The sequence below is a fragment of the Streptomyces sp. NBC_00286 genome, from assembly GCF_036173125.1.
In the GTDB taxonomy this organism is placed as follows: Bacteria; Actinomycetota; Actinomycetes; order Streptomycetales; family Streptomycetaceae; genus Streptomyces.
Window position 1 is genome coordinate 2,284,717 of sequence record NZ_CP108054.1, and the last position, 13,769, is coordinate 2,298,485.

Here is a 13,769-nt window from a genome sequence, read left to right on the forward strand (position 1 = left end):
CGGGGTTGCGATAGAGGGCGGTCACGGCATCTGAATGAGTTCGCTGATACCCCGTGCCGCCAAATACTCCGCGTCATCCGCCCGTGCGGCCGGCACTACCGCCGGGCGCACGCCCTGCGTCCGTAGTCGCATCCACTCGTCGAAGTACGCCCCACCCGGGCCGGACACGGACCGGGTGGCCGGCGTGCAGTCCAGGACCAGCGCGGTGTCGCGCGGCTGCGCCGGGTGCGCCCCAGTGCGCAGCTTCGCCACCGCGTCCGCGAGAGCCGTGGCGATGGGCTTCGCCCGGCCCGTGGAGTCGAAGAGGCCCAGGGTGTACTCCAGGTCCGGGAAGTCGGCCAGGGAGCGGTCCACGTCGTGCGAGCACCACCAGGTCACGCCCCACAGGTCCGTGCAGTCGCCCGCGTTCAGGACGGTCGCGCGGGCGAAATCGGGTGCGTCGGCTGCCGGGATGTGAGGCTCGGGTGCTCCGGTCTCCTGGACCCAGACCGGGCGGGCCGGTTCGGTGGCGTACGCCTTGGCGAGTTCCACTCCGTACTCGGCGAGGTGCTGGACCTGCGGGGAGCGGGGACCGTAGCGGCGTGCGCAGTTGGCGGAGAACACCCAGGGGTGGACGGTGGTCAGGTCGCCCTTGCGGGCGGAGGCCTCGGGGGTGAAGGGGTGGTCGTCGCCGTACCAGGCGGCGTCGTAGGCGGAGTGGGTGACCAGGCCTTTTGCGCCCAGTCCGGAGCGGGCGGCGGTCAGCAGGGTGTCGAGGTAGTGGTCGACCTGGTCGGGTGTCACGGGGTTGTGTTCGACGAGGTTGTTGAGTTCGTTGCCGAGCTGGAGGCCGAGGAGGTTGGGGCGGTCGGCGAGGGCGCGGCCCAGGACTCGTAGGAGTTCGGCTTGGGCCTCGATGGCCTCGGGGTCGGTGAACACATTGCGGTGGTGCCAGCTGCGGGTCCACTCCGGGTAGAAGTCGAAGCTGGACAGGTGGCCCTGGATGCCGTCCACGAGAACGTCGAGGCCGGCCTCGCCAGCCAGGTCGACCAGGCGCACCAACTGGTCGACGGCGGCGGTGCGGATGAGCGTGCGGTTGGGCTGGAGGAGCGGCCAGAGGTGGAAGATCCGTACGTGGTCGAGGCCCAGACCGGCTATCTGCGCCAGGTCCTCGCGTGCGTGCGCCGGGTCGAAGTCGTGCCAGGAATGGAACCAGCCGCGACGGGGGGTGTAGTTGACGCCGAAGCGCAGGTTCGCGGGCGCGGTGGGAGTGTTGATGGGGACCTCCTCCTGTTCGGGCCCGGCCGGAACGCGTAAGGCCTCGTCTGGAACTCGTCGGGCCCTATCGCCCCTCGTCGGACCTTGCCTCCGGCGAATGTATCAACCACCATGGTCGCCAATGAACAATGATTTGAACCAGGATTTCGTGGTCGGCCTGGACGCGGGCGGAACACGTACGCGCGCCGTCCTGGCGTCCGCGCGCGACGGCCGCCCGCGGGGTGAGGGCGCCGCGGGGCCGGGCAACGCCCTGACCGTCCCGGTTCCTCAACTCACCGACCACCTTGCCGAGGCGATCGCGGAGGCCGTGCCGGACGGGCTGCGCGGCCGGGTGGTGGCGGTGGCGGGCGGGTTCGCGGGAGCGTCACGTACCGCCGCGGACGAGCCCGGCCGCCTCAACGCCCACTCCGCCCTCACCTCGGCGCTGCGACAGCTCGGCATCACCGCCGCATCCGTCGAGATCTACAGCGACATCGAGGCCGCCTTCGCCGCCGCACCCGGCACCCCCGCGAACGGCCTCGCCCTGGTTGCCGGCACCGGCGCGGTCGCGGCCCGCATCACCGACCACCGCTGCACCGCTACCGCGGGCGGCGACGGCTGGCTCCTCGGCGACGACGGCAGTGGCTTCTGGATCGGACGCGAGGCGGTGCGTACGGCGCTGCGTATGGCGGATGGACGGGGTGGCCCTACGGTCCTGGCGGCGCTGGTCGCCCGGGCGTACGGGCTTCCGGACGAGGTGGTGCCGGACGGCGGCGCGAAGGGGCCCGCCTTCGCGTCACGGGAACAGCGCGAGGCGTACCGCATGCGACTGCTACCCGCCGTCATGGCCGAGCCCCCGACCCGCCTCGCCGCTCTCGCGCCACTGGTGAGCGAGGCGGCCCGGGACGAGGACACCGTCGCCACAGCCATTCTCCGCGAGGCGGCCGATCAACTGGCCGAGACCGTCCGGGCGTTGGGCTGCCGACCTGGCGAGCACTTGGTTGCCACCGGCGGACTACTCGGCGCGGACGGTCCTCTCACGGAGGCCGTGCACCGCCGCCTGCGGGAACTCGGGCTGGAGGTCGACCGGGTGACGGACGGCTGCGGCGGTGCGGTGGCGCTGGCCCGCCTGGAGCGCGAACTCGCTCCGCGGGTTGTGCGCTAGGGCGGCCACGGGTTCGTCATGCGTCACGGCCAGGCGCGTTCGATTCGATCTGCTCGGACGGCATAGGCGGCGGGACCGCCCCGGGCCAGCGCCTTGTGGATTCTCAGGCGGCAAGACGCACCACGGCTCGGCAAAGCTCCTCCACCTCTTCGGCGGTCATGTCGTATTCGTAGACGATGTCCTCGATCGACTCGCCCGCGTCCCACAGATCTGCCACGGCTTTCACCGGTACGCGGTTGGCCTCGACCACCGGGAGCCCGTGGCCAAACCGCGGGTCGATGACGACCGGCACCGATTCCGGGTACTGGCGGAGCCGAAGGCTGGAGGGAAACTCATCACCGGCGTCCCATGACAGATAGCGGAGATAGTCCGCCACGGCCTCTTGGATGGTGGCCTGGCCGTCGCGGGCACGGCGCAGATCACCCAAACTGTGGTCGATGAAGATGTCGACGCCGTCAGTCGCGATGCGTTTCGACACCAGGCCGTAAGGCGTGTCGAAGGCCCTGCGCAAGGCTGCGGCGGCTTCCCGGATCTCCGTCATCCTCAGGCCCAGATCGCGCAAGGAGCGCAGGACGTAGGCCTCGGCCACAGCCACGAAAGGAACGGACGGCTGACCTCGCCGCACGGAAACGATGTGATGGACCAGAGGAGCGCCGGCGGCCTGCCTGCGCAGCCACGTGTCCAGGGTGAACCGAGGAATCTGCAAGTACTGGGAGGTCTCCGTCGATGTCAGTAGACCCTCATCAAATCTGTCGATCATGATCCTCACCTCCCTTCGATACGGCGTGCGCTGCCGCATGCTTGCACATTCAGGATGCCATCGGTCCAGGTCGGTCGAACGTTCACCCGATGGCGTGTGGCTCGGGCGCCCGTACCGAGAGTGGGCGTTCAGCCCAGGTGCGCGATGAAGGTGCGCCAGGCGTGAGGGGTAAACGTGATCACGGGGCCGGTGGGGAGCTTGCTGTCGCGGACGGGGATGACGGAGGGGATGTTGTCGGCGACTTCGACACACTCGCCTTGCCCGCCGCTGTAGGTGCTGATGCGCCATGCCGCTCCAGCGAGGGTGGGGATGTTGTCGGCGACTTCGACGCAGTTGCCCTGCCCGCCGCTGTAGCTGCTGGCACGCCATACCGCTCCGGCGAGTGCGGACTCCATGTGGTGGTCCTGGCTCATGATCGGTACTCCTTGGCGATGCGACGGATCAACCTGAGCGATTCCGTCGGCGGCAGCGCTGTGGTGCGGGCGTCGTCGAAGAGGGTGCGGTAGTACGCGACCTCGGGTTCGCGCTCCATCCAGATGTTGCCGGTTGGGGTTTCCGTCAACACGAGGTCGAAAGAGGTCACTTGGGGGAAGCTCAGCAGCAGGTACGGGCCGAACATACCTGAATGCGCACCGCGCGAGAACGGCAATACCTGGACAGTGATGTTGGGACGCTCCGCCATTGCGGCCAGGTGCTCCAGTTGCGCCTGCATCACCGCAGGACCGCCTACGTGCTGGCGGAGGACTCCTTCCGCCAGCACCGCCCAGAGCGACATGGGGTCGTCGTCGGTGAGCCGTTGTTGTCGGGCGAGACGCACCTGGACGAACTGATCGATCTCCTCAGGTGTCTTCCAGGCGCGGGACGCGACCGTCACTGCGCGACCGTACTCCGCGGTCTGGAGAAGCCCTGGGATCAGCTGCACCTCGTACGTACGGACGCTGTCGCAGATGGTCTCCAGCTCGATCTGGTCGCGGTACGAATCTCCCAGAACGGAGCCGTACTGATGCCACCAGCCGTCCCGGCGGCGTCGGTTGGCTCGCTGCGCCATGGCGCCCAGGCGGCTGCGCGTCTCCGGGTCCTCGACCTGGTACGCGTGCATGAGCGCGGTCAGATCTGGGATGCGGACGGGTACGTGCCCGTTCTCCATGCGGCTGATCTTTCCCTTGGTGCAGTCGAGCACCTCGGCCGCTTCGGCCATGGACACACCTGCCACCTCACGGAGCTTGCGGAGTTCATCACCGAGTTGGCGTCCGAGCACGGTGGACGGTTTGACAGTAGGCATGCGTGACTCCTACCAGAGGCCGGACCAGAAGGACGTGGGACTTACCCGAAAGAGTGAAACAGGGCTCGCAGGCTCCATGCAATATTGCGCCGATTCATATGCTGCGGAACGCTGTACGTGGCGCGTCACCAACCAGCGCTCCCGTACGGGGACTTGAGCACCGTCTATCGACCCTCAGGGGGCGTCATGGCAGAGAGCTTCGGCTCGAACGAAGTCACCTTTCGGCTGTCCCGTAGCCGTCGAAGCGTGCCGAGGTCCCGAGCGGCGCTGCACGCCGTACTCGGCGAATGGGAAGTCGCCCAAGACGTCCTGGAAACCGCCGAGTTGGTGCTCTCGGAGTTGGTGACCAACGCGCTGCGCGTACCGGTGCCGAGTGATCGGCAGGTGAGCGTACGGATCGCGCGATCGCCGGAGGATGGCCTGCTGCGGCTGGAGGTCAGCGACGCCGGCTCGGGCAGACCCGAAGTTCGGAAGCCCAGTGACGACGAGACCGGTGGGCGCGGGCTGTTGCTCGTGGAGGCGCTGGCTCACCGATGGGGAGTTGAGCGGCGCGCGGGCGGGATCGGGAAGACCGTATGGGCGGAGCTCAAAGCGTCGGACATCGTGGCGGAGCCTGTTGAGTGGCAGGTGGCCGCCGTCATGGTCCGGCCCGGACAGCGCGTGCGGGTGCGGGGAGAGTGGCGCGCTGTCCGGACCGTACGAAGTGAGCGGTACGCGACCGGTGGACTCGCCGTCGTGCTGGGGCTGGACGAAGGGCCGGCGTTGCGCGTGCCCGCGGTCGAGCCGCTGGCCGTGCGGGGTGAGGGCGACGGGACAGCGTGAAGCTCTGGTCCTTCAGTCCGCGCTCAGCGGACGACGGGACAGCGTGAAGACCTGGTCCCCTCAGTCCGCGCTCAAGGGGATCCGCAACCGCACCCGGTAGCCGCCCTCCGGGGTCGGGCCCGAGTCCAGGGTGCCATGGAGGATGTCGGCTCGTTCTCGTAGGCCGACCAGGCCGTGTTGGGAGCCGGGGAGGGACAGGGAGGGGCGGGTGGGTGGGGTGTTGGTGATGGTTACTCCTACGTCGTCGCCGTCCTGCCAGAGTTCGACGTGGGCCGTGGCGCCGGGGGCGTGTTTGCGGGCGTTGGTCAGGGCCTCCTGGACCGTGCGGTAGAGGGCGCGTTGGGCGGGTGTGCCCACCGTGGGCGGGAGTTCGCCCTTCAGCTCGGTGTGCGTGCCGCTGGACTCCAGGAGCTTGTGCAGGTCGGCCAGGGTGGGTTGAGGGGTCAGTTCCGTGGCGTTGCCGCCGGAGGCGCGCAGCAGCGTGACCATGGTGCGGAGTTCGTCGAGCGTGGTGACGCTCAGCGAACGGATCGTGCGGGCGGCCTCTTTGGCGTCCGCGTCCCCGGCTGCGACCTGCAGGGCTCCGGCCTGTACGGCGATCAGGCTGACCTGGTGGGCGACCACGTCGTGCATCTCGCGGGCCAGTTGGGCGCGTTCGCGGGCGAGCACGGCCTGGGCGTGCAGGGACCGCTCGTACTCCCTGGCCTCCTCGATCTCGACCAGCCGCCTCGCCAAGTCCCGGTGTGCCTGGAGGAGTTGGCCGAAGAGGACCGGGGCGACAGCGGTCGCCAGGCTGTACACGAAGTCGATCAGCGTCATGGTCCGGCCGACCTCGGTGAAAGCCGCGGGCCACGGAACGCTGCTCGCCACGGCGGCCAGGGCGACGCACCCCGCGAGGAGACGGCGGTTGCGGCAGCGTTCGGCCAGAGTGAACAACGCCACGAGCGGAGCGACAGCGACCGGCTGCGTGACCGCGACGGGCAGGGTGAGCAGGAAGACACCGAGCGGGAACCTGCGCCGGAAGGCCAGCGCGGCGCAGCCGAGCACGGCCAGCGCGACGTCGGTACGCGTGGCGTCCCACAGACTCAGCCATACGTCCACGGCTGCCACCGCCACCACGATGATGTCGACGACCGGCGCGGGCACACGCTGCCACAGGACACGTGCGCGATTCATCGGGTGGCCTCCGGCTGCGGGCGCTCATCGAGCAGTCCGGCCCGCTGCGCCAGCAGCGCGGCCTGCACCCGGCTCGTCACCCGCAGCTTTGTGAGGATCGCGCTGACGTGGTCCTTCACCGTGCCGGCACCCAGGTGGATACGTGCCCCGATGTCGGCGTTCGACAGCCCCTCGGCCACCAGGACGAGAACGTCGCGCTCGCGGGCGGTGAGCTGCCGGACGCGGGCCGCCTCCTCGTCGACGGCCGCCTCGGTGCCGGGGTGGCCGCGCAGCAGCGTGCGCGACGCCTTGGGGGAAAGGACCACGCCGCCCGCGGCCAAAGTGCGTACCAGCTGGGCGAGTTGCTCCGGTTCGGTGTCCTTGAGCAGGAAACCGGCGGCGCCGCAGTGCAGCGCGGTCAGGATGTACTCGTCGGCGTCGAACGTCGTCAGCATCGCCACCACCGGCGCCTCCGGCATCGTACGCAGCTCGCGCAGGACGGTGAGCCCGTCGACGTCCGGCATCCGGATGTCCAGCAGCACCACGTCGGGCCGCTCCCGGCGGACGGTCTCGACGGCGTCGCCCCCGCCAGCCGTCGCTACGACCTCGATGTCCTCGGCCGCGCCCAGAATGAGACCGAACCCCGACCGGACCAGTGCCTCGTCGTCCACCACCACTACCCGGATCACGCGGGATCCGCCTCACCTTCGGTCATGCCATCCGGCGTTCATGCCGTCCGGACCATACCGACACGACCCTCTCGACCCTAAAGCCACGCGGAGTCCCTGCGGCACGGCGAACGGCAGCTCCAGCCACACGGCGGGGTATCACCCGCCGGTCGGCAGGGACACCGCAGCCTTCTGCCGGATACTCCGTGAACGGCGCGGTCTCGAGGCTGAGTTGCATGACACCGCATTCAGAATCCCCGTTACTCCCGGCCGACGCACCGTCCTCTAAACAACGCGAGCTCAGTGAGTCCCCGCTCCCTGAACACACGCGCAGTGAGCCCTCGGCCAGCCCGCCGACCAACGCACCACCCAGCGGGCCGACCAGTGCACCCGCCGTGGGCCGACTGATCGGGCTGGACCTGGCCCGCGGCCTGGCCGTCTTCGGCATGTACGCGGTTCATGTGGGCCCCGCCCCGGGCCAGGACGGTGTCATCGGCTTCCTGATGGAACTGGCGCAGGGCCGCTCCTCCGCCCTCTTCGCCGTCCTGGCCGGCTTCGCGGTCGCCCTCATCACCGGGCGCCGCACGCCGAAGACCGGGCTGGCCGGACGCCAGGCCGTCGCCAAGGTCGTCATCCGGGCCGTGATCCTGATAGCCCTGGGCACCGCCCTGACCATGACCGGCACTCCGGTCGTGCCGATCCTTGCCTTCTACGGGCTGTTCTTCCTGCTCGTGCTGCCGCTGTACCGGCTGGGCGCCAAGCCGCTGGCGTTGATCGCCGTGGGCTGGGCGCTGGTGGGTCCGCAGTTGCTGTACCTGCTGAAGCCGCTGGTCGGCGGTCGCTCGTTCACCACCGTCGGCCAGGCCGACGGCCTCGTCTCGCTGTTCTTCACCGGCGGCTATCCGGCCCTGACCTGGGTCCCGTTCGTCCTCGCCGGTATGGCCGTCGCCCGCCTCGACCTGGCCTCAACCGCCGTACGCATACGCCTCGCCCTCTCCGGCGCAGCCCTCGCCGTCACCGGCTACGGCGGCTCCTGGCTGGCGCTGCGCCTCGTACCCGGCGCCGCCGAAGCCATCCGAAAGGCCGAGGAGGGAGCGGGCATGTCGTCCATGCCGTCGATGTCATCCATGCCGTCCATGTCGTCCGCATCGCTCGGCAGCGTCGAAATCTTCGGGGACACCCCCGCCGCGATGCTGGTCTCCTCCCCGCACAGCGAGGCGACCCTGTCCATCGTGGGCAACACCGGTGTGGCGATCCTGGTGATCACCGCATGCCTGGCAGCCATGGACGCCTTCCCCCGGCTGCGCCGCCTGGCCAAGCCCGTCATCGCGGTCGGCTCGATGTCGCTGACGGCGTACGTCTACCACATCGTCGTCATCTGGCTCCTGGACACCGACGAACCGCCCGTCCAGCCCCTGCACGTCCTACTCGGCTTCATCGCCTCCGTCACCGTCCTCGCCACCCTCTGGTCCCGCTTCTTCCAACGAGGGCCGCTCGAATGGCTGATGGGCAGGGCGACCGGGCTCGCCCGACGCATCCAATGAGTCACGCGACAGGGAACGACCCAACCGCGCGGTCGCCGCTGACGCGCTCAAGCAGCACACACCAACACCTCCGCCAGCGCCCGCAAGTTCACCCGCCCCCGCCCGTACGAGCACACATCACCGCCGTCCGGCAGACCCGTCGACACCCGGATCGCATCCGCCCGCCCGGCCAGCAGCGCATCCCGGAGTTCGCCCTGCCAGGGATGCAGGCCCGCGTCGCACGTGGCCACCACCAGCGGTGCGCCCTCGGCCCGGCGCAGGATCTCGGCTGCGAGGTCGGCGAGGTCCGCCACATCCGCCGGAGCCCGAGTGACCGCCGTCCCCGTGGTCGTGGGGTCGAGGGCGCGTACCTCCGTCAGCAGGTCCTCGCCGCCCCAGTTGAGCGCAGGGTGCGGCGGCGGGAAAAGGTCGACGACATGGGCGCCCCGTACATGCGGCACAGTCCCCCGTACCGCCCGTCGCGCCGCCTCCAACCCGGCCCCGACATCCCACCTGGCGACCGCACCCGCAGCCACCGGCGCCGCATACCGATCGGCCAGCCGACGGACCCGGTCCGCGGCCTCCCGTACCCGTTCCGCCGGCAACGCACCGCTGCTCACCGCGTCCAGCACCGCGTCCCGGCAGCCGAGCGTGACCCCCAAGTCCGGTACGGCGACGATGACTTGGTCGGCGCCGGCCGCGAGGGCGAGCCGAGCGCCCGCCGACTCCCCGTACCTGTCCGCGATCGCCTTCATCTCCAGGGCGTCGCTGACCAGTACGCCGTCGAAGCCCAGCTCGTCACGCAGCAGGCCGCTCAGGATGCGGGGGCTCAGTGTGGCCGGGCGGTCGGGGTCCAGTGCGGGGAACACGACATGCGCGCTCATCAGCATCGGTACGCCTACGGCGATCGCGGCCCGGAAGGGGGCGAGATCGAGTTCGTCGTACGGACGCGGATCGACCGCCACATCGTGGTGGCTGTCGGTGACGGTGCCCCCGTGGCCCGGGAAGTGCTTGGCGCAGGAGGCGACGCCCCGTGCCTGGGTGGCGGTGATCCAGGCGCGCAGATGCCGGGAGACCAGTTGGGGGTCGGCGCCGAAGGAGCGGGTGCGCACGATCGGGTTCAGCGGGTGGTGCTGAAGGTCGGCGACAGGGGCGTACGAGGCTGTGATGCCGAGGGAGGCCAGGTGTCCGGCCAGTGCGTCGGCGCAGCGGGCGGTGAGTCGGGTGTCGTCCACGACGCCCAGGGCGTAGGAGCCGGGGACTTCTGGTGCGCCCGCGCTCACCAGGTGGCCGATGCCGCCACCCTCGTTGTCGATGGCCACGAGCAGATCGGGGCGGAAGTCCCGCAGGGTGTCCGTCAGTTCACGGAGCTGTGCCGCGTCGCGCACATTGCGGGTGAACAGGATGACGCCGCCGAGGCCACGGTCGATGAGCCGCTTCAGGGTGTCGGGGACGGTCGTGGTGCCGTCGAATCCGGCGACGAGACAGCGGTGGACGGCCTCGTCCAGGTCGGGAGGGAGGGGGGCCGGACCGCCGGCGTACGGGTGCTCGGTGTGGGTCACCCCGGGAATCCTCTGGTTCACTGAGCCGGAAGTCAATAAGGTGGATGGATGGTCGATTCAGCTATAGGTGCGCCCTTAGAGGCACCCAGCGCGCAAATGGAAACTTCCACCGCTAGCCACATTCATCACAGAATTCCCACAAAGCTCAAGAATGAATGTTCAATCAGCGCGTGTAGCGTGATTTCATGAACGACCGGAAAGCGAACCTCCGCTTCGGATCCCGGCCCGTACGCCTCGCTGACCTGGCAAGTCTCGTACGCGCCCCGGCCGCGCTGAGCGTGCCCGGCGACATCCTCGCGGGGGCCGCTGCCGCAGGACGCCCACTGGGACCGCGGACGGTCGGCACGATGGCCTCCTCCGTCTGCCTCTACTGGGCCGGGATGGCCCTCAACGACTACGCCGACGCCACCATCGATGCCGTCGAACGCCCCCAACGTCCCGTCCCTTCCGGTCGCGTCCCCCGTCGTACGGCCCTCTCCCTGGCCGGCGGACTGACCGCCGCCGGGCTCGGACTCGCGGCCCTCTCCGGCGGTCGCCGCGGCCTCGGCGTCGCACTGCCGCTTACGGGGCTGATCTGGGCGTACGACCTGAAGCTGAAGTCGACGAAGGCCGGGCCCGCCGCGATGGCCGGGGCACGGGCGCTGGACGTGCTCGCGGGCGCGGTCGCAGCCGGCGGAACGAAGTCCGGGCGGCGTGGGCTCGTGCCCGCGGCCCTGGTCGGGCTGCATACCTACACGCTCACCGCCCTCAGCCGGCACGAGATCTCCGGCGCCCCGGCGCGGCTGCCCGCGACCACGCTCGGAGTGTCGGCCGCGACAGCGCTGGCGGCGGCGGGCACTGCACCCTCCGGGCCGGGGCGGCACCCTGACGCACGTACCGCCGCGGTCGCCGCCGCCGGAGCGCTCGGCTACCTCGGTACGTACGGACTGGCGCAGGTCAAGGCCGTACGGGAGCCGTCCGGGGAGAACGTACGGCGGGCCGTGGGAGCCGGGATTCTGGGGCTTGTGCCCTTGCAAACGGCGTTGACCGCTCGGGGCGGATCGCCGGTGGTGGCGGCGGCGCTGGGGGCCGTGCATCCGCTGGCGCGGCGGCTGGCCCGGCGCGTGTCACCGACCTGACCCGAAGAGCGACCTGAAAGCGACCCGAGGACAGCCACTCATGAATCTGCGATTCGGCTACGGCACCAACGGTTTCACCAACCACCGCCTGAGCGATGTGCTCGCCGTACTCTCCGACCTCGGCTACGACGGGGTGGCGCTGACGCTCGACCACGGCCACCTCGATCCGTACGCCGAAGACCTGCCGCGCCAAGTCAACGCGCTCGCTGGGGAGTTGGCGTGGTACGGGCTCAGCGTCACGGTCGAGACGGGGGCGCCTTATTTACTCGACCCGTGGGGCATGCACGAGCCGACGCTGATGTCGGAGGGGGTGCAGCGGCGCGTCGATCTGCTGCGGCGGGCGATCTGGATCGCGGCCGACCTGGGGTCGCCCACCGTGCATCTGTGCAGTGGTGCCGCGCCGAAGGGGCTGCCGGAGGAGGACGCGTGGAAGCGGCTCACGGCGGGCATGGAGACGGTGTTGCGGACGGCGGAGGCCAATGGCGTGGCCCTCGCCTTCGAACCGGAGCCGTTCATGTTCATCGACACCGTGGAGCGGTGCCTGGAGTTGGGGCAACGGCTCGGCGGGCATGAGCTGTTCGGGATCACGCTGGACATCGGGCACGCCCACTGCGTCGAGGAGATTCCCCTGCTGGAGTGCGTACGGCTGGCCGCGCCCCAGTTGCTGAACGTGCAGATCGAGGACATGCGGCGCGGTGTCCACGAGCATCTCGAATTCGGCGACGGCGAGATCGACTTCGGGCCGGTGCTGGGCGCGCTCGGCGAACTCGGGCATCAGGGGCTGGTCTCCGTGGAGATCCAGGGCGGCTCGCTCGACGCCCCCGAAGTCGCCCGGCGCTCCATCGAGTTCCTCCGACAGGCGGCACCGAAGACACCGAAGACACCGAAGGTTCAGACGGAGCAGAGCGAGCAGAAAGCACAAGAGGCAGTTCAAGAAGCAGCACAGTGAGCACAGAGAGCGCGCCCATGATCTCCGGCATACCTGAACTCCGTACGGCACTCGAGCCCGAGGCCCGCGCCTGGCTCGACGCCGCCGTCGACCGCGTCCTCGCCGATCCCACCGCCATCGGCGCCCTCTTCCCCGCCGTCCGCCGCCGCTGCGGCCGGGCCAGGCTCGACGACCACTGGACCATCGACGAGGCCGCCCGCGCCGTACTGCTCACCGCCCTGCCGCTGCACAAGCCCGTGCTGGTCGAGACTGTGGGAGCGCTCCATCGGCATGGCGACCCGGCCGAGCAGCGGGCCGTACTGCGGACGCTGCCGTTGATCGACGACGAGGGCCGCTTCCTGTTCCTGGTACGGGAGACGCTGCGCGGCAACGACACGACGCTGATCGAGGCCGCGCTCGGGCCGTACGCGGCTCGGTATCTGCCGGATGACGAGTACCGGCAGGCCGTCCTGAAGTGCGTCTTCTACGAGATACCGCTCGAGCGGGTCGCCGGACTCGACGAGCGGGCCGACGCCGAACTCGGCCGGATGCTGGCCGACTTCGCGCGCGAGCGGATCGCGGCCGGACGTGCCGTACCGGAGGACATCACACCCGTCAGCCGTGCCTTCGCCCCCGCCGATGACCGCCCCGCCGCCCTCGATGGAGTCTCCTGAACATGCGCATCTTCGACCCCCACATCCACATGACGTCGCGTACGACGGACGACTACGAGGCGATGCATGCCGCCGGGGTACGCGCCCTCGTCGAACCGGCCTTCTGGCTGGGCCAGCCCCGTACCTCGCCCGAGAGCTTCTACGACTACTTCGACTCGCTGCTGGGCTGGGAGCCGTACCGCGCCGCGCAGTTCGGGATCCAGCACTTCTGCACGATCGCCCTCAACCCGAAGGAAGCCAACGATCCGCGCTGCATACCGGTGCTGGACGAGCTGCCGCGTTATCTGGCCAAGGACCGGGTCGTCGCGGTCGGCGAGATCGGCTACGACTCGATGACCAAGGAGGAGGACGAGGCCCTGGCCCGGCAGCTCCAGCTCGCCATCGAGCACGAGCTTCCGGCCCTCGTCCACACCCCGCACCGCGACAAGGAGGCGGGCACGCGGCGCACGCTGGATGTCGTACGGGAGTCGGGGATCGCGCCCGAGCTGGTCGTGCTCGACCATCTCAATGAGCTCACGGTGGGCATGGTTCGCGACAGCGGCTGCTGGGCCGGGTTCTCGGTCTACCCGAAGACGAAGATGAGCGAGGACCGGATGGTGGCGATCCTCAAGGAGCACGGGACCGAGCGGATGCTGGTCAACTCGGCGGCGGACTGGGGGCGCAGTGATCCGCTGAAGACCCGTAAGACCGGTCTGGCGATGCTGGCGGCCGGGTTCGCGGTGGACCAGGTCGACCGGGTGCTGTGGGGCAACCCGGTCGCCTTCTACGGGCAGAGCGGCCGGCTGGACCTCGACCCGGTACTGGACGAGCCGAAGCCCGACGAGTCGGCGACCTACGAGGGCAACTCCATCAAGCGCGGCGGAGAGTGAGCGGGGC

At 69.8% G+C, this 13,769-nt stretch carries 14 protein-coding genes; 7 read left to right on the forward strand and 7 right to left on the reverse strand.

The window, feature by feature from the left end; all coding sequences use genetic code 11:
* Window positions 1-21 precede the first annotated feature (21 nt).
* A complete protein-coding gene (locus OHT21_RS10335) occupies window positions 22-1,257 on the reverse strand; it encodes a glycoside hydrolase 5 family protein (protein ID WP_328774034.1) in 1,236 nt (411 codons plus the stop codon).
* A gap of 121 nt (window positions 1,258-1,378) precedes the next feature.
* Here OHT21_RS10335 and OHT21_RS10340 point away from each other — a divergent pair, with 121 nt between their 5' ends.
* Window positions 1,379-2,401, forward strand: coding sequence for an N-acetylglucosamine kinase (locus OHT21_RS10340; RefSeq protein ID WP_328767966.1), 1,023 nt, complete (start codon window positions 1,379-1,381; stop codon window positions 2,399-2,401).
* A gap of 103 nt (window positions 2,402-2,504) precedes the next feature.
* Here the strand turns inward: OHT21_RS10340 and OHT21_RS10345 are convergent, their stop codons facing one another.
* The 3 genes from OHT21_RS10345 to OHT21_RS10355 all read right to left on the reverse strand — a co-directional run bounded on the left by OHT21_RS10345 (window position 2,505) and on the right by OHT21_RS10355 (window position 4,443).
* Entirely contained in the window at window positions 2,505-3,161 is a 657-nt protein-coding gene (locus OHT21_RS10345) for a DUF433 domain-containing protein (protein WP_328767967.1), read from the reverse strand.
* 128 nt (window positions 3,162-3,289) lie between these two features.
* Window positions 3,290-3,574, reverse strand: coding sequence for a DUF397 domain-containing protein (locus tag OHT21_RS10350; RefSeq protein WP_328767968.1), 285 nt, complete (start codon window positions 3,572-3,574; stop codon window positions 3,290-3,292).
* A complete protein-coding gene (locus tag OHT21_RS10355) occupies window positions 3,571-4,443 on the reverse strand; it encodes a helix-turn-helix domain-containing protein (protein WP_328767969.1) in 873 nt (290 codons plus the stop codon). Before OHT21_RS10355 ends, OHT21_RS10350 begins: the two co-directional genes overlap by 4 nt.
* Before the next feature lie 186 nt (window positions 4,444-4,629).
* On the opposite strand from OHT21_RS10355, the gene OHT21_RS10360 reads away from it, so the two are divergent.
* A complete protein-coding gene (locus tag OHT21_RS10360) occupies window positions 4,630-5,265 on the forward strand; it encodes an ATP-binding protein (protein WP_328767970.1) in 636 nt (211 codons plus the stop codon).
* Window positions 5,266-5,325: 60 nt separating this feature from the next.
* Here OHT21_RS10360 and OHT21_RS10365 read toward each other — a convergent pair whose 3' ends face one another.
* Both OHT21_RS10365 and OHT21_RS10370 read right to left on the reverse strand, forming a co-directional pair.
* A complete protein-coding gene (locus OHT21_RS10365; protein WP_328767971.1) occupies window positions 5,326-6,441 on the reverse strand; it encodes a sensor histidine kinase in 1,116 nt (371 codons plus the stop codon).
* Complete coding sequence (locus tag OHT21_RS10370; RefSeq protein ID WP_328767972.1) at window positions 6,438-7,109, reverse strand: response regulator transcription factor; 672 nt, start codon at window positions 7,107-7,109, stop codon at window positions 6,438-6,440. Before OHT21_RS10370 ends, OHT21_RS10365 begins: the two co-directional genes overlap by 4 nt.
* A 215-nt stretch (window positions 7,110-7,324) precedes the next feature.
* On the opposite strand from OHT21_RS10370, the gene OHT21_RS10375 reads away from it, so the two are divergent.
* Window positions 7,325-8,632 (forward strand): DUF418 domain-containing protein, encoded by a 1,308-nt coding sequence (locus OHT21_RS10375; protein WP_328767973.1) that lies wholly within the window; start codon window positions 7,325-7,327, stop codon window positions 8,630-8,632.
* A gap of 47 nt (window positions 8,633-8,679) precedes the next feature.
* Here OHT21_RS10375 and OHT21_RS10380 read toward each other — a convergent pair whose 3' ends face one another.
* Entirely contained in the window at window positions 8,680-10,173 is a 1,494-nt protein-coding gene (locus OHT21_RS10380; RefSeq protein ID WP_328767974.1) for a glycoside hydrolase family 3 N-terminal domain-containing protein, read from the reverse strand.
* A 185-nt stretch (window positions 10,174-10,358) separates the two neighbouring features.
* On the opposite strand from OHT21_RS10380, the gene OHT21_RS10385 reads away from it, so the two are divergent.
* The 4 genes from OHT21_RS10385 to OHT21_RS10400 are packed head-to-tail and all read left to right on the forward strand — an operon-like array spanning window position 10,359 to window position 13,762.
* Window positions 10,359-11,291, forward strand: coding sequence for an SCO3242 family prenyltransferase (locus OHT21_RS10385; RefSeq protein WP_328767975.1), 933 nt, complete (start codon window positions 10,359-10,361; stop codon window positions 11,289-11,291).
* Window positions 11,292-11,331: 40 nt separating this feature from the next.
* Entirely contained in the window at window positions 11,332-12,240 is a 909-nt protein-coding gene (locus OHT21_RS10390; RefSeq protein WP_328767976.1) for a sugar phosphate isomerase/epimerase family protein, read from the forward strand.
* Window positions 12,237-12,893, forward strand: a complete 657-nt coding sequence (locus tag OHT21_RS10395) for an EboA domain-containing protein (RefSeq protein ID WP_328767977.1) — start codon at window positions 12,237-12,239, stop codon at window positions 12,891-12,893. The genes OHT21_RS10390 and OHT21_RS10395 overlap by 4 nt, the downstream gene beginning before the upstream one ends.
* Window positions 12,894-12,895: 2 nt before the next feature.
* Window positions 12,896-13,762, forward strand: a complete 867-nt coding sequence (locus OHT21_RS10400; RefSeq protein ID WP_328767978.1) for a TatD family hydrolase — start codon at window positions 12,896-12,898, stop codon at window positions 13,760-13,762.
* Window positions 13,763-13,769 lie beyond the last annotated feature (7 nt).

Coding starts and splice junctions, on each gene's coding strand:
- OHT21_RS10340 (WP_328767966.1), top strand. CDS start 1,379: ATGAACAATGATTTGAACCAGGATTTCGTGGTCGGCCTGGACGCGGGC.
- OHT21_RS10345 (WP_328767967.1), bottom strand. CDS start 3,161: ATGATCGACAGATTTGATGAGGGTCTACTGACATCGACGGAGACCTCC.
- OHT21_RS10350 (WP_328767968.1), bottom strand. CDS start 3,574: ATGAGCCAGGACCACCACATGGAGTCCGCACTCGCCGGAGCGGTATGG.
- OHT21_RS10355 (WP_328767969.1), bottom strand. CDS start 4,443: ATGCCTACTGTCAAACCGTCCACCGTGCTCGGACGCCAACTCGGTGAT.
- OHT21_RS10360 (WP_328767970.1), top strand. CDS start 4,630: ATGGCAGAGAGCTTCGGCTCGAACGAAGTCACCTTTCGGCTGTCCCGT.
- OHT21_RS10365 (WP_328767971.1), bottom strand. CDS start 6,441: ATGAATCGCGCACGTGTCCTGTGGCAGCGTGTGCCCGCGCCGGTCGTC.
- OHT21_RS10375 (WP_328767973.1), top strand. CDS start 7,325: ATGACACCGCATTCAGAATCCCCGTTACTCCCGGCCGACGCACCGTCC.
- OHT21_RS10385 (WP_328767975.1), top strand. CDS start 10,359: ATGAACGACCGGAAAGCGAACCTCCGCTTCGGATCCCGGCCCGTACGC.
- OHT21_RS10390 (WP_328767976.1), top strand. CDS start 11,332: ATGAATCTGCGATTCGGCTACGGCACCAACGGTTTCACCAACCACCGC.
- OHT21_RS10400 (WP_328767978.1), top strand. CDS start 12,896: ATGCGCATCTTCGACCCCCACATCCACATGACGTCGCGTACGACGGAC.